Genomic DNA, 23,545 nt, shown 5'->3' on the forward strand with positions numbered 1-23,545 from the left:
AGGTAATTAATTCCAGCAAATATATAAACAAGCAAAAACCCAAAAAGTATACGAAAAACGAAATTACTTACCGATCAATTAGTCACATTTACCGATTTTTTATGTATAATAGCCTAAACATTCATACGGTATCTCTCAAAGCGACTTATTTTTGAGACATATTAACAAACGGAATTAGTTATGAATACACGAAGAATAACAACTGGTATCACCATTCTCTTTATAGGAGTTGTCTTATTATTATCACAGCTCAACACGATTTCTTTCAACTGGGTAGGTATTTTTAGATACTGGCCGTTGTTTATTGTCCTTGCTGGAATTCGTATGCTGGTACCCAAAGACCAACAGATTGGACAGTTTGTCGCCATTGGTTCTACCGTAGTGATTTTAGGTTTTTTGACTTACATAGGGCTGTCGACACCAAAAGAGCCGATTTTAACACAATTATTGAAAAGCAAAGGTGTCAACATCAATATCGACGACCCTAACGACAAAACAAATTATACAACAGAAAAACTCAATGTACCGTTGGACGATAAAATCCATAGCGCTACCTTAAACCTCGATTTGGGGGCCACTTCATTAAGAAATGATAGTAGCACTACGACAGAAATCTTCTCGGCATTTAACACATCAAAAGAATATTTACTGGGCGTAACTGTACATGGAGAGTCCGCAGACAAATTAGATATCAACTTAAAGGGAAAATTCAAAAACAAGGATTTTAACAGCAAAAACAACAATACGTTCATCGCTTTAAACCCTAACATCCTATGGAATCTGAATTTTGATGTAGGTGCAATTGATGCCAAGTTGGATCTTTCACCCTACAAGATAGAAACATTGGATATTGATGCTGGAGCGACAAGCCTAAAGCTAAAATTAGGACAGCCCCTAGCAACAACTAAAATTTCGATGGATGCCGGAGCCTCCTCTATTGAGATCTCCATCCCAAAAAATGCTGCCTGCCGCATTACAAGCGACAATGCATTATCCTCAACAGATTATGAGGGCGATTTTCTAAAAAGTGAAGGCGAGGTAAAATCGACGAATTACGATTCGGCCGCTCAAAAATTCGATTTCGACATCAACGGTGGCATCGCGTCAATAAAAATTAGAAGATATTAATTGACAGCCAATTTTTAGCCAAGAAAAGCTAACTTTGTGTTAGATATGGACACAAGTAATATGTTGACATTACCTGGAATCTATTGCAATTCCAAGGTAGATTATTCGAGATGGAAAACGAGGGAAATTCAGATCGGTGATATTCCCATGGGTGGCGATAATCCCATTCGTATTCAAAGTATGACTACAGTAGATACAATGGATACGATGGGCTCGGTTGAGCAGACCATTCGAATGGTTGAAGCGGGCTGCGAATACGTTCGTATTACCGCTCCCAGTATTAAAGAAGCACAAAATTTAGGTAACATAAAAAATGAACTTCGCAGAAGAGGCTATAAGGTCCCTTTAGTTGCTGATATTCATTTTACACCAAATGCTGCCGAGGTTGCCGCTCGTATCGTCGAGAAAGTAAGAGTCAATCCTGGTAACTATGCAGACAAGAAAAAGTTTGATCAGCTATCTTATACCGATGCTGAATACAAGCGCGAGTTAGAGCGCATCTATCAAAAATTCACTCCGCTCGTAAATATCTGCAAAGAAAATGGTACCGCCATGCGTATTGGTACCAACCACGGCTCACTGTCGGACAGGATCATGAGTCATTACGGCGATACCCCAGAAGGGATGGTCGAATCTGCCATGGAATTTATCCGGATGTGTGAAGATCTGAGTTTCTACAATCTCTGTATCTCAATGAAATCATCCAACCCGCAGGTGATGGTCAAAGCCTATCGGTTGCTGGTCGAAAAAATGGTTTCCGAAAACATGAACTACCCCCTACACCTCGGTGTAACGGAGGCTGGAGACGGCGAAGATGGTCGTGTAAAATCTGCCGTTGGTATCGGAACACTTTTGGAAGATGGACTGGGTGATACTGTACGTGTATCGTTAACCGAAGAGCCTGAACGGGAAGCTCCAGTCGCCATAGCACTTGTCAATAGATATAGCAAAAGAAAGGCAAACATCGAGAGTCAGCCCAAACAAGAGATTGTTCAGCTCTCTCCAGAGACACCAAATATTCCTTATGCCAGCCAGGAAGTAAATACCTTTATCGGAGGCTCTTTGGTACCAAGGATTGTGGTCGACATTTCTAAAGAAAATCTGAAAGACGCTCAGATCCTTTCCAAAGTTGGCTATCGCTATGATATCTTATTAGATAAATACCACATGGGTGAGCAGTCTGTAGACTTTGTCTATCTCGCAGACAATTTGCCATCCTTTACGATGCCCGCAAATCTGAAGCAAGTATATAACTATAACACCTGGTCAAAACTTACCGATCAAACTAATATTCATCCCCTCTTTACCTTAGACGAATTCGTAAAGTCGGACAACAAGGATAAAGTCCTGAATATGGTCAAAATCTGTAATTCAGATTTGTTAACCCCACTGTTTGAATCTTTACAGCTTGACAAAACTGTCGTATTTATAGTAGAAACCGATTATTTGCACGGTATGGCAGATCAAAGACAGTTCTTCCGAAACCTGCAGGAAATCGGGATCAACAATCCAGTCATTATCAAACGTTCTTATCTGGAAGACGACTTCTCAGGACCTATTGGTGATTTTATGAATCCCGAAGAACCTATTTCAAAAATACAGCTTTATGCCTCTACGGATTTAGGTGCATTATTGATCGATGGATTGGGGTCAGGAATATGGATAGACTCTCCGGCAACGGCATTAGAAAACATCGCCTCACTTTCTTTCGGAATTTTACAGGCAACAAGATCCAGAATATCCAAGACAGAATATATTTCCTGCCCAAGTTGTGGCAGAACTTTATTTGATCTCCAAGAAACTACACAGATGATCCGAAGCCGTACCAATCACCTAAAAGGGCTAAAAATTGGCATCATGGGCTGTATCGTTAATGGCCCTGGAGAAATGGCGGATGCTGACTATGGTTATGTTGGAGCGGGACCTGATAAAGTGACGCTATATAGAGGTCAGCAGATCGTTAAGAAAAATGTAAGTTCCGCACATGCCTTAGACGAATTGATCAAGATCATTCAAGATGATGGACTGTGGATCGAAGAAATACAACAAGACTAGAATTAACAAATGAAGCTTTACATAAAACAGCAAAGGGAATCAAATGATTCCCTTTGCTGTTTTATGTATACGAATGAACTTACATTACATCTTATCTTCTTATCGAACAGAAAATCTTTTCACCACAGTTTCTGAACCAGCGACTACCCGTACAAAGTAAAACCCTGTCGTTAATTTTCCGCCATGCTCAAAGGAAAGATTTTGAATTCCTGAATCTAGGTTGCCATTCATTAATTGAAGAATCTCATTGCCCAATGCATCCATTACTTTAATAGAGACACTTGACGATTTTGCCAATTTAAAAGAAAGATTTATTTGCTCCGCAATCGGATTATAGAAAACCTTCACATTATTGATAAGTTTCTCTGTGTCCTTGATGTTGTTGTCTTCCCCGAATGCCTCAGTACCGTCCCAAATATGTTGCGAAATAGTATGGTCATAAGGAGACTTTGCATACACCCGAGTCATCCCGCTGCACAATGTCAGTGCGGATAAAAGTGTTAAACAAGCTGCTTTAAGTAGATTTCTCCCCATAGTGTTAAATTAGACTTCAAATACTGGTTACGGTTTAATCAAATATAACGCTAACTATTTGAATTATCAACAACAAAGTTAGTATTTTGTTTAAAAGTTTTTCAGCAAATAGATTCATTCTAAGTTTCTTTTAACAAATTTTAACAGCTCTTGCGCATGTCAAAGTAAATGCTAAAATTTGGCGCAGGAAATGTACCTACTTAAAGTACAGGCAAAAAGTATATTTTTGCAGTATATTTTGAAATAAAATAATTGATAAATGGCAGACAACAGTCATCACAACAGTATCAATAAGGTGAGTTTCGCCGGATTATTGATCAGTTTAGGAATCGTTTTTGGAGATATCGGAACTTCTCCATTGTATGTTTTCAAAGCAATCATGGGACAAGGAGCCATTCAAAAAGACTTAGTCTTGGGCGGGCTATCCTGTGTTTTTTGGACACTGACCCTCCAGACAACAGTAAAGTATGTTTGGATCACACTCCGGGCGGACAATAAAGGTGAAGGTGGTATCCTATCCCTTTATTCATTGGTACGCAAGCGTGCCCCTTGGTTAATTTTTCCGGCGATGATCGGTGCGGCGACCTTATTAGCGGACGGAATGATTACCCCTGCCATCACAATATCCTCGGCTATTGAAGGTTTGGATCTCAAATTCCCAGGATTACCCACAGTACCTATTGTAGTTACGATTATCTCCTTATTGTTTATCATTCAACGATTTGGAACATCTGTAGTAGGAAAAGTTTTTGGTCCATTGATGACCATTTGGTTTACAATCATTGGTGTAATTGGTTTATCTCATCTTCACCTCGCACCAGAAGTGATGAAAGCAATCAACCCTTATTATGCCTTCCATATTTTAATTACTTATCCCCATTCACTATTATTGATCGGTGCAGTATTTTTATGTACTACAGGCGCCGAAGCATTGTATTCGGATATGGGACACTGTGGTAAAAACAATATCCGTATCAGCTGGATCTACGTAAAAATCACACTTATACTAAATTATTTCGGACAAGGAGCCTGGTTATTAACACAGGAAGGACGTGTCCTAGGGGGTGAAAATCCGTTCTATTCAATCATGCCCGATTGGTTTATCGGTTACGGTATCGCTATCGCAACGATCGCAGCGGTCATCGCCAGTCAAGCCATGATATCTGGCTCTTATACCCTAATTTCGGAAGCAGTACGTTTGAATATATGGCCTAAAGTCGCTATCCGCTACCCCAGCGAACATAAAGGACAATTGTATGTACCATCCATCAATTTAATTTTATGGGTCGGCTGTATGATCGTCATCTGGGTTTTTGAAGAATCAAGCCGAATGGATGCAGCCTATGGGCTTGCGATCAATTTAACGGTATTGATGACCACGATCTTAATGGGATATTTCCTCGCCATGAAAAAGGTCAATCGCGTGCTAATTGCTATATTTTTAGTTGCTTATTTTGTAATTGAATTAACTTTCTTAGTAGGAAATGGTGTCAAAATAGCCCATGGAGGTTGGTTAACCCTTTTGCTTGCAACGGCGTTATTTGGAACAATGTATTGCTGGTATACGGCGCGAAAAATTAAAAATCGTTTTGTTAACTTCATTAACATCAACAAATACTACCCCATTATCTCCGAATTGAGTGAGGACAAATCCGTTCCCCCATATGCATCACATTTGGTATATCTGACAAGTGCAAATTTCAAATCCGAGATAGAGGCTAAAATTATTTATTCAATTATTAATAAAAAACCAAAGCGTGCGGATGTATATTGGCTGGTCCACGTTGATGTGATGGATCATCCACATACAAAAGAGTATTCGATCGATCAGCTTATCCCGGGTAAGTTAATACGGGTTGATTTTAAACTTGGCTTTAGAGAAGAACAGCGCATCAGTCTGCTGTTCAGAAAAGTAGTTGAGGAAATGGTAAAAAAAGGTGAAATTGACATTACCAGTCAATACGACACCTTACGTAAATACAATATTCCAGGTGACTTTAAGTTTGTTGTTTTGGAAAAAGTACTCTCCAAAACCAACCAGATGACATGGATAGAGAAGGTAATTATGGACATCTATGGTTACCTCAAAAAAATGAGTTTGTCCGAAGAAAAAGGTTTCGGTTTAGATTCCAGCTTTGTTACAATTGAGCGGGTTCCACTCAATTTTCCACAGACTTCAGAGGTCCATCTCATACGGAAAGATTAAGACTCCTCAAGGTGATGCGCAAGCATCACCTTTTTTATTCAATAGAATTGCATTACTTTTGTTGCAAATAATACATCATGGCAGACGCTAATCCAAAAAAGAAATTACACCCTAGAAATAGACATCTCGATAACTATAATTTTGAAGAACTGAGCAAAGTCGAACCTTCGCTCAAAGATTTTGTTATAGAAAATGCTTATAACGTAAAATCCATCGATTTTAACAATCCCGATGCTGTTAAAACGTTAAACAAGGCACTTCTAAAAAAATATTACCACATTCAACACTGGGATATTCCCAAAGAGAATCTTTGCCCCCCTATTCCGGGCCGAGCAGATTATATTCATTATATCGCAGACGTGCTTGCAAGGGATAATAATGGTGAGATTCCAAAAGGTGGAAATATCCATATACTCGATATCGGTGTTGGTGCAAATTGTATCTACCCAATCATCGGGCATCAGGAGTATGGATGGAGCTTTGTAGGATCTGAAATTATCAAGAGCGCATACAAAAATGCAATCGAGATAACACGGACAAATATGAGCTTAAAGAAGAGTATACAAATCCGTTTACAAAATAACCCGAAAGCCATATTCAAAGATATTATCCTTCCAGGTGAGAAATATGATGTGGTAATCTGTAATCCCCCATTTTTTAGCTCTCAAACCGAGGCTTTACAGCAGTCCATCCGTAAGACTACAGGCATTAAAGAAGCTAAAATAGACGAAAAACCTGTAACACAAGCATTTTCTGGACAAGGAAGCGAGTTGTGGTGTGATGGTGGTGAAAAAGCTTTCTTGTCACGCATGATCTTTGAAAGTCAATTTCACAAAGATCAAGTAAAATGGTTCACAACATTAGTTGCTCACCGCGAAGACATTCGCTTTCTACAACACAAACTAAAGAAAATAAATGTAAAAGAGACCGAGGTGATCCGCATGGAACAAGGCAATAAGGTAAGCCGAATCCTTTTGTGGAGATTCTAATACATCCATAATGGATCAAAGAAAAGGAGCTATCTTTTATCAGATCGCTCCTTTTCTTTGATCATTATTGTACGACGCTTCTCTTATACTATACTTGCGCCTGTTTATTTAACTTTGAATGTTTATAGCCATACATAAAATATACAGCCAATCCAATTACGAGCCAGATCACAAATATTATCCAGTTACTTGCCCCCAATTCCGTCATCAAATACAAATTGATCAGGATACCAACGACAGGCAATAGCGAAAAGTTCATTTTAAAGCTATAAATACTCAGGCCAAGCCAGGTTAACCAAAATATAATGACCAACATTTTATGTTCTATAATTTCAAGGATGGAGAGCGATTTCCACTCTTTTATCGTCTCTTGCCCATAGCTAAAAATGAGCACTATAGCGATCAGTAGCCCTGCACCAACTAAATATTTGCCATTGATGTAAGGAACTTTAAATTTGGATTTTGCAGATAAGCCCGAATAATCCATATACAATACACCTGCACAAACAAGGATAAAGGCAAAAAAAGTACCCACGCTCGTTAGATCCACAAAGAAGTCCATTTTAAAAAATAACGAAGGAATAGCAACCACCAAACCCGTTACAATAGTCGCAAAAGAAGGTGTCTTATATTTTGGGTGGATCGTCGCGAATTTCTTCCACAACAAACCGTCCCGACTCATAGTCATCCAAATTCTTGGTTGAGCCAATTGATACACCAGCAAAGCACTGGTAATGGCAATCACAGAGGTCACCGATATAATTCCGGCCATATGGTCAAAGCCGACATATTTAAACACGAAAGCAAGTGGATCCTTCACATTTAATTCGGTATAGTTAACCATCCCCGTCAAGACCAGGGTAATGGCAACATACAATACAGTACAAATCAATAGACAATAGATCATTGCCTTAGGCAGATCGCGCTGTGGGTTTTTACACTCTTCGGCAGTTGTGGAGATCGAATCGAATCCGATAAAGGCAAAGAAAACTGCGGCTACACTTCCGAGTACACCTTTCAGGCCATTCGGTGCAAAAGGTGTCCAATTTTCAGGTTTAATGAAAAATATACCCCCAAAAATGACAGCCAAGATGATTGCTACCTTAATCATCACCATCACCATACTGGCTTTCTGCGATTCCTTAATTCCTATGTAAACCAACCAAGTGACCAAAAACGTGATAACACCTGCCGGTAAATCAAAAATAATAGGGACACCGCCAATCCGTGGCGCACTATTAAAAGCATCCAGACCATGCTGGTCGATTGCGGTCAAAGCAGCAGCGCCGTGTTGATTCATTTTGTCTACAGCATCATAAGCATAGCCCGGTGCCATGGATAACCAAGCTGGTATATGTAAACCAAAGCCTTCCAGCATGGAAACAAAATACTGCGACCAAGAAATGGCAATAACGGTATTGGAAACAGCATACTCTAAGACCAACGCCCAACCTATAATCCATGCAAACAATTCACCAAAGGCCACATAAGCATACGTGTATGCCGAGCCCGAAACAGGAACGGTACTGGCAAATTGCGCATAGGCCAATGCTGTAAAAACACAGGCAAAAGCCGTAAAAACGAAGAGAAGTGAGACTGCTGGTCCACCTTCATAACTCGCCAATCCAATTGTGCTAAAGATTCCGGCCCCTACAATAGCGGCGATACCCAACGAAACCAGATCTGTTACCCCCAATACCTTTGCAAGGCCTGTCCCCCCCTCTTTTTGGGTGTCATGCAGAATCTGATCAACACTTTTCTTCCGAAAAAGTCTATGTGACATGTAAATTTAGTTTTTGATACTTAAAATTATGCGAAAATAAATATTTTCAAGGTCTTATACTATTGGTATTTTCTGATGGACTAATTAAAGTCCACCAGCGCATATTGAATATACTGGTAAATTTCCTGATAATCGGTCATCTGCGTATGTAAATAGGAAATCAGCTGTTCCGTCAGAAGCTGTCTTTGCTCCACTGAAACTTCAAATCGCCACAATCGTTTACAAATATTGAAAAGTGCACCTGCAATTTTTTCCACCTCTGCATAGTCATAAATATACTTCCACTCAATAAACTGATGATAGAATTTTTCAAACTTAGGAATATCATTCAGTTGATTAATTTTCAAAAACTTCCGAACAGCGTCTTCATTGACATGCATTAGTGCAGCGTAGAATTTATCGATGGAGACCGCTTTATTTTGTGTTAGGATATGATCCAGCAATAGCTCCAACGCGATATGAGCCATAAAGGACGGCCGGATAGGCAGCCCCGCTAAACTAGACTGGATTTTTAATTTCAGTTGATGTGTATGATGAAAAAAATAAGGTGAATTGTGAAACAGGCGATCGACCTCGATATGACGGTTCCAACCGATATACATCTGCTCGAGTAAAGGATTGTCCAAAAGCTCATCTTCATATTGCCGCGGTTTTAGCATAAAAGATTTATCGGCATTTTTTAACAGATCTGGTAACAGTCCACCCACAATACGCTCGGGGTTGGTCGCAAACCGCTCAAAATAGAAATGTGATAAAAAATTCATACCAGCTTATTAGCGTGTGCTTTTATATGGAATTATTCGCTCAATATACGCTTAATCTCCTATCTTTGCATCTTGTAAATTAAAAAATTAAATCCATTTAACAATGAGCTTTGTAGAAGAATTACGTTGGAGAGGCATGTTGCAAGATATTATGCCCGGCACTGAAGACTTACTGAATAAAGAAAAAGTCGCTGGTTATATCGGCTTTGATCCCACAGGCGACTCTCTACACGTAGGACACTTGACGCAGATCATGACGTTGATCCACTTCCAAAATGCGGGCCACAAACCAGTTGCCCTAGTTGGAGGGGCAACAGGAATGATTGGAGACCCTTCTTTCAAATCTGCAGAGCGTAACTTGTTGGACGAAGCTACCCTACAGCATAATGTAGCTTGTCTAAAAAAACAGTTAGGCAAATTTCTTGAATTTGGAGAAGGTGAAAATGACGCCCAAATGGTTAATAATTACGACTGGTTCAAAGATTTTAAATTTTTGGATTTTATCCGTGATATCGGTAAAATGATTACCGTTAACTATATGATGGCAAAAGATTCTGTAAAAAAACGTTTGGAAGGTGACAATGGTCTTTCATTTACAGAGTTTACCTATCAATTGATTCAAGGTTATGACTTCTACTACCTTTGGAAGCACCACAACTGTAAAGTTCAAATGGGTGGGTCCGACCAATGGGGCAACATTGTAACAGGAAGTGAAATGATTCGTCGCCAAGATCAGGGAACTGCCTATGCAATCACCACGCAATTAATCAAAAAAGCCGATGGTCAGAAATTTGGAAAAACCGAATCTGGTGCCGTATGGTTAGATCCAAAGAAAACCTCGCCGTATAAATATTACCAATTTTGGTTGAATACCTCGGATGATGATGCTAAAAACTGGATCAAAATTTTCACACTCAAACCCCAGGACGAAATAGCGTCTATTATTGCAGAACATGATGCAGCGCCACATTTACGTCTAGTTCAAAAAGCACTGGCAAAAGATATCACCATTCGTACCCACTCCGAAGAAGCATACGAAACTGCGATCAAAACTTCTGAATTTCTTTTTGGTAATGGTTCTTTAGAGTTTTTGAACAACTTAGATCACGAGGCTGTTTTAGAGGTATTTGAAGGCATTCCTCAGTTTCAGGTCGCTAAAGCAGATCTTGCAGCAGGCATCAATATTCTTGATTTACTAGCTGTTCAAACACAAGTATTCCCTTCCAAAGGTGAAGCCCGCAAAATGCTTCAGGGCGGCGGAGTTTCTATCAACCGAGAAAAAGCAACTGATATTGAAGAGTCAGTTACGGAAAATCACCTTGTAAACAATAAGTATATTGTTGCACAACGCGGTAAAAAGAATTATTACCTGATTATCGCAAATTAGTAATCAGCAGTATATTACTTTAATAATCCATAAGTAATCAGCAGTATTCCATTTTAATAATCCATAAGTATAAAAAAGTCCCTTTTGAACAACTCAAAGGCTTTTTTATACAATCCAAAGTTCTTCCTCCTCCGCTGAAAAAATCGGTCAAGTTATTTTAATAGTTTTTCAAATGCCTTACGTGCAGCCCCTCTAAAATGTACCTCCCCACAATATTGATATCCCAGCTTTTCGAATACATGCAACATTCCTCCATTGTCAAAATTAGTATCCACCTTAATACTATAAACCCCATGATCAACCGCGATCTTCTCCACCCCAGACATAATAGCCGTCCCCACACCTTTCATATGCGGATCCTGCGCCGAAGCCAATCGGTGTATACCAACATAAGGACCATCACTTAACCATTTTCCGTCAATATCATTATAAGCAGGTTCGACATCAAAAATAATAGCAACATAACCTACAATCCTATCCTCCACTTCAACGACATGCCCATAGCCCTTATCAATATCAGACTGCACCACATCTTCATTCGGATAACCATCTTGCCATTGTCGGCTACCTTGTTCTTTCCTGAGGGCAATTGCTTGTTGTATAATTTCCCAAATCCGTCCTTTATCAGCTAATGTCGCTTTTCGTATTTCAAACTTGTTCATCCTATCTGTTATTTTTATTCGTAAAACTACATATTTTACAGCAACTCCAAAGAATACACCAAAACAGTGGCAATCTGTATTGATATCCACATTCTTTGGTCAAACCCATTTGCAGGGCATAGTATTTGCTAGTCATTATAACTATCAAGCTTTTTAGCTACATCTAAATTTATTCATGCATAAAAAACGACAAACTTAAAATAATTAGGCTATCGGCATCTATAAAATACTATCAAAATAACTAAGTTTGTAAGCAGTATAATTGTGAGCTTTTCAATGTCAAACAAAGGAAATACATTTAGGCAGACAGGGAATTCAGTTTCCGGCAAACGTGCCCCTCAAAAGGAATCAACAACATTTAAAAAAGAAAAAAGTCAAAAAAATAGTGTACCAAGAGATTATTCTGATGCACAGCAAAAGGCTGTCAAGATATTAGGAATTTTATTGATCTTGCTTTCATTGGCATTTGCGACCGCTTTCGTATCCTACCTATTTACTTGGGAAGACGATCAAAGTTATATCGCAAAAACCAATGGCGGATGGTCAACATTATTTAGATCTACGGAAGAAATTCATGATGAAGCTGTTGATCTACCCGTTGTCGATAATAAACTAGGGAAATTTGGCGCATTGCTTGCCAACCAATTCATGTACGAATGGTTTGGCGTCGCATCTTTTCTCTTTATCCCGGTATTATTCATTTTAGGATATCGCCTGTTGTTCAAGAAATCATTACTTCCATTGTACCGTACTGTGGTCTATTCTTTTGTTGCAATCGTTTTTATCTCGGTAACATTAGGCTTCCTACATGGATTTATGGCCGATACACCGCATATGCTCGAGGGGAAATTTGGTTTTTGGACCAATAAATTACTGGAAGCACAAGTTGGTATTGTCGGCGTTGGCTGTATATTGGCTTTTGCCTACCTGACGACATTAATCTTACTTTACAACCTCGATTTTAAATTTGTCCTATTCAGTAACAGGAAATCCAAGTCATTCTCCGAAGATATGGACGAAGTGGATGAAGATGAATACGCCCCGCACAATCTAAGAAACAAAATTCATATTGAAGATGATTCCATCCAATCTGTACGGGAATCTTTTCAACGCCCAACATCAATCAATGAGCGATTTCAATCTGCTCGTGAAAAAGATGTGCAGGAAGAACTTCAGCGTCCTGCTTTTACCCATCACCCCGTACCTGAAGTACAAATTGATCCGAAAGACAAAGTGGTGCTCTCGTTCGACGACAGTCCGCTTGAACGAACAGAGAATACACCTTCAATCAGTTTCACCATTGATCAGCCGAATGAAGAATTTGAAGCGGAAGACTTACCGCTAATCCGAGAATATCAAACACCTAAAATTGAAGCAGAACCTCAACAAGAGCCAGAAGCTGCCATCGAACCTGATGCAATACCAGGTCTGGTGGTTGAGGATATCAAAGAGGAAAAAGAGATTACTGCCAGTGACCTTGTAGCCCAATTCGGACAATATGATCCAAAATTGGATCTTTCTGGCTACCAACATCCGGCATTGGATTTATTGAAGGACTATGGTGGTGGTAAAATTACCATCAATCAACAGGAACTCGAAGCGAACAAAAACAGGATTGTTGATACCCTGAGAAACTACAGTATCGAGATCGAAAGTATCAAAGCAACTATAGGTCCAACGGTAACTTTGTATGAAATTATACCAAAACCAGGTGTGCGGATTTCAAAAATCAAAAATCTGGAAGATGACATTGCCTTAAGTCTTGCGGCATTGGGTATACGGATTATTGCACCTATGCCTGGAAAGGGAACAATCGGTATTGAGGTACCAAATTCCAGTCCGGAAATGGTATCCATGCGATCAGTACTTGCTACGGAGAAGTTTCAGAAAACAGACATGGATCTCCCGATTGCTTTAGGTAAAACAATTTCCAATGAAGTCTATATTGCCGATTTAGCTAAAATGCCTCACCTTCTAGTTGCGGGAGCGACCGGACAAGGTAAATCAGTAGGTATCAACGCCATTCTGACCTCTTTACTGTATAAAAAGCATCCGGCTGAACTAAAATTTGTTCTTGTTGACCCTAAGAAAGTGGAACTTTCACTATTCAAAAAAGTAGAGCGCCACTTCCTAGCAAAATTGCCTGACGACGGAGATGCAATTATTACCGATACGAAGAAGGTCATCAACACCTTAAATTCTCTGTGTATAGAAATGGATCAACGTTATGATTTGTTAAAAAATGCGCAGGTACGGAATTTAAAGGAATATAATGCAAAATTTATCAATCGCAGATTAAACCCTGAGGAGGGTCATCGATTCTTACCATATATCGTTCTTATTGTTGATGAGTTTGCCGACTTGATGATGACAGCAGGAAAAGAGGTCGAAACACCGATTGCACGATTGGCACAATTGGCCCGTGCGGTAGGGATTCACTTGGTTATTGCAACCCAACGTCCTTCTGTCAATATCATTACCGGTACAATCAAGGCCAACTTCCCTGCACGTCTCGCATTCCGTGTGTTATCGAAAGTCGATTCACGGACCATTCTAGATACAGGCGGTGCAGATCAGTTGATCGGTCGAGGTGACATGCTTCTAGCGACTGGAAGTGATTTGATACGTATTCAGTGTGCTTTTGTTGATACGCCAGAGGTTGAACAAATTTCCGACTACATCGGTGCACAACGAGGCTACCCTTCGGCATTTATGCTTCCGGAATACGTAGACGAAAACGGAGATGGTTCTGGTAGCGTGGATTTTGATCCCAAAGACCGCGATCAGTTGTTCGAAGAAGCTGCCCGATTGATTGTCATGCATCAGCAAGGCTCTACGTCATTAATCCAACGTAAATTAAAATTGGGTTATAACAGAGCTGGACGAATCATCGATCAATTGGAAGCTGCTGGAATTGTAGGTCCATTTGAAGGAAGTAAGGCCCGCGAGGTACTTTATCCAGATGAGTATTCATTAGAACAATTTTTGGAGACGTTAAGAAAGGACAACTAAGATGAAAAAACAATTGTGGTTTATGGTAGGTTTGCTAATTATTGCATACAGCCAAAACAGTTATGCACAAAATGATGCCACTGCTAAAGCATTACTGACGAAAGTAAGCCAAAAGTACAATGCATACAAAACAATACAGGCCAACTTCTCATTAGCTATTAAACAAGCTAATGGTGGTTCACATACTGACGCTGGAACAATATACCTGGACAAGAGTAACAACAAGTACCAGGTCAATACCAAAAATCAAGTATTGATATCGGATTCCAAGACACAGTGGAATATCATGAAAGCCGAAAAGGAAGTGGAAATCTCAGAAGCAAGCAATTCGACCAACGAGATCAATCCAACAAACATATTCAGCTTCTACACCAGCGGTTTTAAATATACCTTGACCAATACTGAAAAGGTAAAGGGACTTACGCTAAGTGTCGTTGAATTAAGTCCGCTCGATAGCAAAAAAAACTATTCAAAGATAAAGCTGCGTATCAATAAGGCAAGCAACCTGATCTATGATACGACCGTTTTTGATAAAAGTGGTAATCGCTATACCTATACATTAACTTCGCAAGAAGGCAATAAAGCGCTTTCAGGTAGTCTATTTGTATTCAACAAAAATGATTACAAAGGTTTTGAAATCGTCGATTTAAGATAAAAATCTATCGACGCCATAACACTGATTAAACGCAGTAACATAAAAAAGCTTCATTATGGAAAGCCTTTTTTATGTTACTTTAATCGTTATTGTACTTGACGCAATTTTAGAGCATATTGGGTTCCTTATCCAAGGTCTCGCTTTCTTTGTTTGCATAACGCGAATAACCATGCTTTTGCGGATGTTCGATAATTTCCTTCATTGAAACAAGTTTGTACACATACGAACCCGTTTCATTATTCAATTTCAATGCAAAATAGTCGTCCTTTTTTTGTCTCCTTATAGAACCTCTTAAACTACCATCACCGACATTATATGCTGCAGCTACCAAGGTCCAGTTTCCAAATTGGGCATACAGGTATTTCAAGTATCTGGCAGCAGCATGTGTAGATTTAACAAGGTCTTTCCGGTCATCTACTGTACCATTGACTTTCAATCCATACAATCGCGCTGTTGCTGGCATAAACTGCCAATAACCACCAGCTCCCTTAGATGAAACAACAGCTTTACTAAGCCCGCTTTCCACTAAGGGGATATACTTAAAATCCTCCGGAATACCATGTGATTTAAGGATCTTTGCGATCATAGGCAAATAGGTCTCTGCCTTTTTGTGCATATCGTATGATCCTGTTTTTTTAAACGAGAATCGATTGAAAAATTTGCGCAATTTACTTTCCACAAGCGGACGATCCATCGGTAATGAATCTTCGGCAAATGTCAATGAATTCATATAAGATTCAAACGAATTGCTTTTTTCTTTTTTTTCTTCTTCGTCCCCATGATGAGCGGGAACTACTACGAGCTTCGGTTCAACGATCTTATCGCCGTTTGAAGCGTTGTTGTGTGGGGTTGAGTATAATTTTGACAGCAATAAAGCAAACAAAATCAAACTACTACATAAAACTTTCTTTCTTATCATTCACTCCCTTAATGCTATCCTATCCACGACTCCAATCGATCAAAAAATAGCTTGGTTCAAATTCAAGGGTACAAAGGTAAACACTATTTATTTAAAAAACAAATAGTTACATTACAGACAACTTAAAGTGGCTTTTTTGGCGTAAAAACGCAACAAATTCAAGAAAAGACAAAAAGATAAGGATTTTTTCGCAAAACCCAAAATTATACCTAACTTTGTGGTTCACATTTTAGCAAAACACAATGCCATTCAGCAATAAAAGGAACAGTCGTGATGACAACTCCAGAAAGTCACGAGGCAACTCAGATAGCTTCAAATCTAGAGGCGATAAGAACAATAGTTTCGGAAAAAAATCATATGGGTCGAATGACCAATCTGAAAGAGGTTCTTTCAGAAAAGATGATAATCGTGAGAACAGATCATTCGGATCTAAAAAATTCTCAGACAAACCTCCCTTCCGAGGAGAGAACAATTCCTTCCGTTCAAAAGATAATTCAGAAAAATCCTTTGGTAGAGGAGGCCGCTCATTTGATAAAAATGATTCTTCAAGATCTTTTGACAAAAAAGATTCCTTCAATAAATTTGATAGATCAGAACGTTCTTTTGACAAAAAAGATAACTTCAAACGTTCCGATAGAAATGACTCTTCAAGATCTTTTGACCGCTCAGAGCGTTCTTTTGATAAAAGAGATAATTTCAAACGTACAGACAGAAATGATTCCTCAAGATCTTTTGACCGTTCAGAGCGTTCTTTCGATAAAAAAGATAACTTCAAACGTACAGACAGAAATGATTCCTCAAGATCTTTTGACCGTTCAGAGCGTTCTTTCGATAAAAAAGATAACTTCAAACGTACAGACAGAAGTGATTCCACAAGATCTTTTGACCGTTCAGAGCGTTCTTTCGATAAAAAAGATAACTTCAGACGTTCAGATAGAAATGACACTCCAAGATCTTTTGATAGATCGGAGCGTTCTTTTGATAAAAGAGACAGTTTCAAACGTTCAGACAGAAATGACTCTTCAAGACCTTCTAACAGAAAGTTTGATGGCGAAAGAAGTAGAAATTTTGATGACAACAAAAACTTTGGTGATAAACAATATATTAAACGTCCAAAGAAAAAAGCAGAGGATGCAGAGGATGATGGCTTAGTTCGTTTAAACCGTTACATCGCCAATGCTGGTATTTGTTCAAGACGTAAAGCTGATGAGCTTATCACTGCTGGTGTCATTTGGGTAAATGGAGAACCTGTTACAGAATTGGGTACTAAGGTAGATCCTGCAACAGATGAAATCCGTTACAACAACGAACGATTAAAACGTGAAAAAAATGTTTACGTTTTGTTGAACAAACCAAAAGATTATATCACGACTACAGATGATCCTCAGGAGCGTCATACCGTAATGGAACTAGTTTCTAAAGCGACAAAAGAAAGAATCTATCCTGTTGGTCGTCTTGACAGAAACACGACGGGACTTCTTTTAATGACAAATGATGGTAGTCTTGCTGAAAAACTTTCACACCCGCGCAACAGCATCAGCAAAATCTATAATGTCGAGTTAAACAAAAGCCTTACACAAGGTGATTTTAACAAAATCAGCTTTGGCATCGAATTAGAAGATGGTGTAATCAAACCCGATGACTTGAGCTATGTTCAAGGTGGATCAAAACGTGAGGTTGGCATCCAAATCCACTCAGGAAAAAATCGTATCGTACGTCGTATTTTTGAGTCATTAGGATATGAAGTCGTTAAATTGGACCGTGTGGTTTATGCAAACTTAACGAAAAAAGATCTTCCACGTGGCCGCTGGAGATATTTAGAGGAACGTGAAATCGTGCAATTAAAGCACCTGATTTAATCGCTTAAGAAGATAAATAAAAATAAAGGACGGTCATTCAGTTAACCGTCCTTTATTTTTTATATTTGCTCTTTCAAATAAAACAACAAAGAATATGACTGATCCGAAAACACTTTCATCCGTTGCGGAATTCCATAAAACATTCCAACATCCAATCCTAGACACCCCTACGATTCCATCTGAACAAAGATGTGCCTTACGGGTATCGTTGATCGCTGAGGAATTAAAAGAATTAGAAGAAGCCATCCAGGATAAGGATTTGGTAGAGATTGCAGACGCACTATGTGACATTCAATATGTACTTGCTGGAGCGGTATTAGAATTTGGTTTAAAAGATAAATTCTCAGCTCTTTTTGATGAAGTTCAACGTTCCAATATGAGCAAGGCATGTAAAGACGAAGCAGAAGCCATCGCTACACAGGAGCACTATAAATTAAAAGGCGTAGAATCCTATTATAAAGAAGTTGATGGCAAATTCCTGGTATTCAGAACAGCCGACAATAAAACGTTAAAATCTATCAATTACTCTCCAGCCGATCTAAAAACGATTGTTGAGGGCTAAATAAAAGATGGTGATCGTACCCTATTTTTTGTAGGTAAACAGCAAAGGCTTCTTTAGAGAAGCCTTTGCTGTTTTTTATAGCGCGGAATATATTTATTAAACGCGATAGCATCCAATTATCTATCAAAAGAGTAGAAATTATTGGAGGCGACTAAAAAAGACTTCCTTGCACGACCTGACGTGCTTCCAATCCCTTATCGATGTATGTTTGAATACCTGATTTCGGTAAGCCCCAATTCGGGGCAATTAACAATTCTTTATCTGCAATCCCGAAAATACGTTGAATGATCAGATCAGGACGCAATCGAGGAATAAACTTCGCTAAGAACTCGGTGTAACCTTCCATCGAAAAAAGTTCAAAGGGCTCACGTTTGAACTTAACCCCCATAATGGATCCCTCTACAATATGTAGGTGATGTAGCTTCACAAATTTAATCTGTGGAAAGCGGTTGATTTCATCTGCATATTTCAACATCATTTCTTCAGATTCCCATGGGAAGCCAAAGATTGTATGTACACAAAGTTCCAAAGGGGTATCTTTCAGCATATCCATGACCTGAACAAATTCGTCGTGAGAACAGCCTCTATTGATCTGCTCCAATGTATCGTTGTAGATCGATTCCATACCCATTTCCAAATCCACATCGTAACGATCTGTATAAGACTCCAACAATGCAATCTTTTCAAAATCCAAACAATCAGGACGTGTGCCAACAGAAAGCCCCAAAGTATTTTCAGGATCAATACTTAAGGCCTCATCATACATCATTTTCAGTAGATGCGTCGGCGCATATGTATTTGTATTTGGTTGGAAATAAATAATAAACTTCTCGGCGCCATAGCTATTGCGTGCTCTTTCAATACCCGATTCTACCTGCTCCCGTATCGAAGGAATTTTCCGGGCAGTATCCGGTGTAAAAGAATCTACATTACAGTAAGTACAACCACCATAGCCCTTACTACCATCACGATTGGGACAAGTAAAATTACCATCCACAATCACTTTAAACACTTTCTGTCCGTTATACTTTTGCTTTAAATAAGCCCCGTAATGATTATACGGTTTAATTCCGTTGTCCAATAATGTACCCATTGCGCTGCAAAGTTACTCAATAAAAATCATATGTGACCATTACTTTCTCAGGATCAAATGTTAAATCAACAATACCTATCTTGGGGGTTGGAAGATAGTTTTGGTAGGAAACAAAAATGTAATCCTGTCTGTCTTGGCAAATACCTAATCTCAGATTAAACAAGAGAAGGCAGACGATGATCAAACAATTTCTCATATGGCCAGTAAGTAATATGTACAGCAATATACAAAAAACCTAGATACGGGAGTTCTAGAACAGGCGAGATGCTTCACAAGGAAAGTACTTAAACGAAAGAAGCCCTTGACTGTTTCCAGCAAGGGCTTCCGTGTAAAAAAAGGCACCGACCTACTCTCCCACCTGTTACGGCAATACCATCGGCTCTGGCGGGCTTGACTGCTCTGTTCGGAATGGGAAGAGGTAGACACCGCCGATATAGGCACCTAAAAATCTTTATTGGATGATCTATGATATTCTTATCATGTGATTCATGCCAACTGACATAGCTATTGAAAGAGGTTCGTTTCCTGTTTGTTTCTTAAAAATTAAAGAGGAAGACAACAGTGTCTGTCTGCTTGAGAAAGCTTCGGGCTATTAGTACCACTTGGCTTTGGTCTCTCAACCTTTACACCTATGGCCTATCAACGTAGTCATCTTCTACGACCCTATAAGGAAGTCTCATCTCGTGGCTAGTTTCGCACTTAGATGCTTTCAGCGCTTATCTATTCCAGACGTAGCTACCCTGCCGTACACCTGGCGGCATAACAGGTTCACCAGAGGTCTGTCCAACCCGGTCCTCTCGTACTAAGGTCAGATCCACTCAAACTTCCAACGCCCACAACAGATAGGGACCGAACTGTCTCGCGACGTTCTGAACCCAGCTCGCGTGCCACTTTAATGGGCGAACAGCCCAACCCTTGGGACCTTCTCCAGCCCCAGGATGTGACGAGCCGACATCGAGGTGCCAAACCTCCCCGTCGATATGAGCTCTTGGGGGAGATCAGCCTGTTATCCCCAGCGTACCTTTTATCCTTTGAGCGATGGCCCTTCCATACAGAACCACCGGATCACTATGTCCGTCTTTCGACCCTGTTCGACTTGTCGGTCTCACAGTCAAGCAAGCTTATGCCATTGCACTCCACGTACGGTTACCAAGCGTACTGAGCTTACCTTTGAAAGCCTCCGTTACCTTTTTGGAGGCGACCACCCCAGTCAAACTACCCACCAAACAATGTCCTCGGCATTGCCGAGTTAGAAACCGAATACAGAAAGGGCGGTATTTCAAGGTTGATTCCATGACTCCTGGCGAAGCCACTTCAACATCTCCCGCCTATCCTACACATCCTGTACCCAATCTCAATGTTAAGCTATAGTGAAGGTGCATGGGGTCTTTCCGTCCCGTTGCGGGTAATCGGCGTCTTCACCGATACCACAATTTCACCGAGCTCATGGCTGAGACAGCGCCCAGATCGTTACACCATTCGTGCAGGTCGGAACTTACCCGACAAGGAATTTCGCTACCTTAGGACCGTTATAGTTACGGCCGCCGTTTACTGGGGCTTCGATTCAATGCTTCTCTTGCGATGACATCCCCTCTTAACCTTCCAGCACCGGGCAGGTGTCAGGCCTTATACTTCATCTTGCGATTTTGCAAAGCCATATGTTTTTGTTAAACAGTCGCCTGGGCCTTTTCACTGCGGCTGCTCTTACGAGACAGCGCCCCTTCTCCCGAAGTTACAGGGCCATTTTGCCGAGTTCCTTAGCCATGACTCACTCGAGCACCTTAGGATTCTCTCCTCGACCACCTGTGTCGGTTTGCGGTACGGGTCTTCATAACCTGAAGCTTAGCGGGTTTTCTTGGAAGTCTGTTTACCTGCTCTATCAGCGCCACCGGAGCTTTGCTGTACTATTGGGGTTCAGCAGGGTCGGCGGATTTGCCTACCGTCCCTATACCTACGCCTTTCAACGAACTATTCCGTCAGTTCGCGGCAGTGTCACTACTCCGTCACCACATCGCAGTTATGAAGAGTACTGGAATATTAACCAGTTGTCCATCGGCTTGCCCCCTTCGGGTGCGCCTTAGGTCCCGACTGACCCTGATCCGATTAACGTTGATCAGGAAACCTTGGTCTTTCGGTGGGCGGGTTTCTCACCCGCCTTATCGTTACTTATGCCTACATTTGCTTTTCCATAACCTCCACAGTTCATTGCCAAACTGCTTCCCCGGCGATGGAATGCTCCCCTACCAGATGCACATCTTTCAGTACAAATCCATAGCTTCGGTACCGTTCTTGATGCCCGTTTATTATCCACGCCCGGCCGCTCGACTAGTGAGCTGTTACGCACTCTTTAAATGAATGGCTGCTTCCAAGCCAACATCCTAGCTGTCTGGGCAACCGGACCTCGTTAGTTCAACTTAGAACGAATTTGGGGACCTTAGCTGATGGTCTGGGTTCTTTCCCTCTCGGCCTTGGACCTTAGCACCCAAAGCCTCACTGCCGGCTATATTTGATAGCATTCGGAGTTCGTCTGGATTTGGTAGGATTTGACTCCCCCGCACCCAATCGGTAGCTCTACCTCTATCAAACTCTACGCCGACGCTGTTCCTAAAAACATTTCGGGGAGTACGAGCTATTTCCCAGTTTGATTGGCCTTTCACCCCTACCCTCAGGTCATCCGGAAACTTTTCAACGTTTATCGGTTCGGTCCTCCATTACATGTTACTGCAACTTCAACCTGCCCAAGGGTAGATCACAAGGTTTCGCGTCTACCTCATCTGACTATGCGCCCTATTAAGACTCGCTTTCGCTTCGGCTGCGTCCCTGAAGGACTTAACCTTGCCAGACAAGAGTAACTCGTAGGCTCATTATGCAAAAGGCACGCTGTCACAGGACCTGCCTGCTCCAACCGCTTGTAAGCACACGGTTTCAGGTTCTTTTCACTCCCCTGTTCGGGGTTCTTTTCACCTTTCCCTCACGGTACTGGTTCACTATCGGTCTCTCAGGAGTATTTAGCCTTACCAGATGGTGCTGGTGGATTCCCACAGGATTTCTCCGGTCCCGCGGTACTCAGGATACCACTATGTCAACATTCTTTACCTGTACGGGGCTCTCACCCTTGTCGCGCAGTTTCCCACCTGCTTCCAGTTCATAGCGCTGTACAATCTCGTGGTCCTACAACCCCGACCATGCCGTAACATGATCGGTTTGGGCTCTTTCCCGTTCGCTCGCCACTACTTGGGAAATCATTGTTATTTTCTTCTCCTACGCCTACTTAGATGTTTCAGTTCAGCGCGTTCGCGTTTTATACGACTATTCTTCAAATAGTCAGGTTGCCCCATTCGGAAATCTCTGGATCAAGTCGCATTTGCCAATCCCCAAAGCTTATCGCAGCTTATCACGTCCTTCTTCGCCTCTGAGAGCCTAGGCATCCCCCGTGTGCCCTTATTTACTTTCTTCACCGGCATAGCCTTTTGCTACTATGCGGCTGCTTTTGATATATATACCCGTATGCTAGGTTCGGGATCGTTCGGCATTCACCGAGGGCCTCTCCCTTACTTCAAACACATACACGTATTGTCTCTATACTGTTGTCTTCTCTTGTAATTTTTTTTCTCTTTCAATATGTCAAAGAACTCTTTTTCCGGTATCCTGAAGTATATCGCTATACACTTCACCGGTGATGTGGAGAATAACGGATTCGAACCGTTGACCCCCTGCGTGCAAGGCAGGTGCTCTAGCCAGCTGAGCTAATTCCCCATTCGTTTTCGTAGTCCCGAGCAGATTTGAACTGCTGACCCCTACATTATCAGTGTAGTGCTCTAACCAACTGAGCTACGGGACTAGCTTATCTTGTTCATCTCTTTCTCTCGGTCCTGCTCCTTTCGGGGCGGGCACTTTCTTCTGATGTTTTTTCTTCTTGCAATCATATGTAACGTGA

General features: G+C 40.7%; 15 protein-coding genes, 2 tRNA genes and 2 rRNA genes. 9 read left to right on the forward strand and 10 right to left on the reverse strand.

Annotated features, from left to right (window positions below; translation table 11 throughout):
* The first annotated feature begins 180 nt into the window (after window positions 1–180).
* Together BV902_RS24695 and ispG are read left to right on the forward strand one after the other, a co-directional pair.
* Window positions 181–1,128, forward strand: coding sequence for a LiaI-LiaF-like domain-containing protein (locus BV902_RS24695; RefSeq protein ID WP_075994184.1), 948 nt, complete (start codon window positions 181–183; stop codon window positions 1,126–1,128).
* A gap of 45 nt (window positions 1,129–1,173) precedes the next feature.
* Window positions 1,174–3,183 carry a (E)-4-hydroxy-3-methylbut-2-enyl-diphosphate synthase gene (ispG, locus tag BV902_RS24700; protein WP_172840739.1) on the forward strand — a complete coding sequence of 670 codons (2,010 nt, stop codon included), beginning with the start codon at window positions 1,174–1,176 and terminating at the stop codon, window positions 3,181–3,183.
* A gap of 99 nt (window positions 3,184–3,282) precedes the next feature.
* Here the strand turns inward: ispG and BV902_RS24705 are convergent, their stop codons facing one another.
* Entirely contained in the window at window positions 3,283–3,717 is a 435-nt protein-coding gene (locus BV902_RS24705) for a T9SS type A sorting domain-containing protein (RefSeq protein ID WP_083663760.1), read from the reverse strand.
* A 259-nt stretch (window positions 3,718–3,976) separates the two neighbouring features.
* Here BV902_RS24705 and BV902_RS24710 point away from each other — a divergent pair, with 259 nt between their 5' ends.
* Both BV902_RS24710 and rlmF read left to right on the forward strand, forming a co-directional pair.
* Window positions 3,977–5,923: a KUP/HAK/KT family potassium transporter gene (locus BV902_RS24710; protein ID WP_075994187.1), complete on the forward strand. Its 1,947-nt coding sequence runs from the start codon at window positions 3,977–3,979 to the stop codon at window positions 5,921–5,923.
* A 77-nt stretch (window positions 5,924–6,000) separates the two neighbouring features.
* Window positions 6,001–6,912, forward strand: a complete 912-nt coding sequence (rlmF, locus tag BV902_RS24715) for a 23S rRNA (adenine(1618)-N(6))-methyltransferase RlmF (protein ID WP_075994188.1) — start codon at window positions 6,001–6,003, stop codon at window positions 6,910–6,912.
* An 88-nt stretch (window positions 6,913–7,000) separates the two neighbouring features.
* On the opposite strand, the gene BV902_RS24720 is transcribed toward rlmF, so the two are convergent.
* Together BV902_RS24720 and BV902_RS24725 are read right to left on the reverse strand one after the other, a co-directional pair.
* The gene (locus BV902_RS24720) at window positions 7,001–8,695 is read right to left on the reverse strand and encodes an amino acid permease (protein ID WP_075994189.1); all 1,695 of its coding nucleotides are present in this window, start codon (window positions 8,693–8,695) and stop codon (window positions 7,001–7,003) included.
* Between the two features lie 80 nt (window positions 8,696–8,775).
* Window positions 8,776–9,459 (reverse strand): ACP phosphodiesterase, encoded by a 684-nt coding sequence (locus BV902_RS24725; protein ID WP_075994190.1) that lies wholly within the window; start codon window positions 9,457–9,459, stop codon window positions 8,776–8,778.
* Window positions 9,460–9,562: 103 nt separating this feature from the next.
* Here BV902_RS24725 and tyrS point away from each other — a divergent pair, with 103 nt between their 5' ends.
* Complete coding sequence (gene tyrS / locus BV902_RS24730) at window positions 9,563–10,846, forward strand: tyrosine--tRNA ligase (RefSeq protein WP_075994191.1); 1,284 nt, start codon at window positions 9,563–9,565, stop codon at window positions 10,844–10,846.
* Window positions 10,847–10,998: 152 nt separating this feature from the next.
* On the opposite strand, the gene BV902_RS24735 is transcribed toward tyrS, so the two are convergent.
* Window positions 10,999–11,508, reverse strand: coding sequence for a GNAT family N-acetyltransferase (locus BV902_RS24735; protein WP_075994192.1), 510 nt, complete (start codon window positions 11,506–11,508; stop codon window positions 10,999–11,001).
* 276 nt (window positions 11,509–11,784) lie between these two features.
* Between BV902_RS24735 and BV902_RS24740 the strand changes: the two genes are divergently transcribed.
* Together BV902_RS24740 and BV902_RS24745 are read left to right on the forward strand one after the other, a co-directional pair.
* Window positions 11,785–14,520 (forward strand): FtsK/SpoIIIE family DNA translocase, encoded by a 2,736-nt coding sequence (locus BV902_RS24740; protein WP_075994193.1) that lies wholly within the window; start codon window positions 11,785–11,787, stop codon window positions 14,518–14,520.
* 1 nt (window position 14,521) lies between these two features.
* The gene (locus BV902_RS24745) at window positions 14,522–15,175 is read left to right on the forward strand and encodes a LolA family protein (protein ID WP_075994194.1); all 654 of its coding nucleotides are present in this window, start codon (window positions 14,522–14,524) and stop codon (window positions 15,173–15,175) included.
* A gap of 106 nt (window positions 15,176–15,281) precedes the next feature.
* On the opposite strand, the gene BV902_RS24750 is transcribed toward BV902_RS24745, so the two are convergent.
* A complete protein-coding gene (locus BV902_RS24750; RefSeq protein WP_075994195.1) occupies window positions 15,282–16,094 on the reverse strand; it encodes a lytic transglycosylase domain-containing protein in 813 nt (270 codons plus the stop codon).
* A gap of 242 nt (window positions 16,095–16,336) precedes the next feature.
* Between BV902_RS24750 and BV902_RS24755 the strand changes: the two genes are divergently transcribed.
* Window positions 16,337–17,953 carry a pseudouridine synthase gene (locus BV902_RS24755; RefSeq protein WP_075994196.1) on the forward strand — a complete coding sequence of 539 codons (1,617 nt, stop codon included), beginning with the start codon at window positions 16,337–16,339 and terminating at the stop codon, window positions 17,951–17,953.
* Window positions 17,954–18,047: 94 nt separating this feature from the next.
* Complete coding sequence (locus BV902_RS24760) at window positions 18,048–18,515, forward strand: nucleoside triphosphate pyrophosphohydrolase family protein (RefSeq protein ID WP_046671593.1); 468 nt, start codon at window positions 18,048–18,050, stop codon at window positions 18,513–18,515.
* A gap of 151 nt (window positions 18,516–18,666) precedes the next feature.
* On the opposite strand, the gene BV902_RS24765 is transcribed toward BV902_RS24760, so the two are convergent.
* The 5 genes from BV902_RS24765 to BV902_RS24785 all read right to left on the reverse strand — a co-directional run bounded on the left by BV902_RS24765 (window position 18,667) and on the right by BV902_RS24785 (window position 23,449).
* Window positions 18,667–19,608 carry a TIGR01212 family radical SAM protein gene (locus tag BV902_RS24765; protein ID WP_046671592.1) on the reverse strand — a complete coding sequence of 314 codons (942 nt, stop codon included), beginning with the start codon at window positions 19,606–19,608 and terminating at the stop codon, window positions 18,667–18,669.
* A 333-nt stretch (window positions 19,609–19,941) separates the two neighbouring features.
* A 5S ribosomal RNA gene (gene rrf, locus BV902_RS24770) occupies window positions 19,942–20,053 on the reverse strand.
* Between the two features lie 128 nt (window positions 20,054–20,181).
* Window positions 20,182–23,063, reverse strand: a 23S ribosomal RNA gene (locus BV902_RS24775).
* A 227-nt stretch (window positions 23,064–23,290) separates the two neighbouring features.
* Window positions 23,291–23,364, reverse strand: a tRNA-Ala gene (locus BV902_RS24780).
* A gap of 11 nt (window positions 23,365–23,375) precedes the next feature.
* Window positions 23,376–23,449, reverse strand: a tRNA-Ile gene (locus BV902_RS24785).
* Between the last annotated feature and the right edge of the window lie 96 nt (window positions 23,450–23,545).

This window comes from Sphingobacterium sp. B29 (assembly GCF_001952815.1).
GTDB classification, from domain to species: domain Bacteria; phylum Bacteroidota; class Bacteroidia; order Sphingobacteriales; family Sphingobacteriaceae; genus Sphingobacterium; species Sphingobacterium siyangense.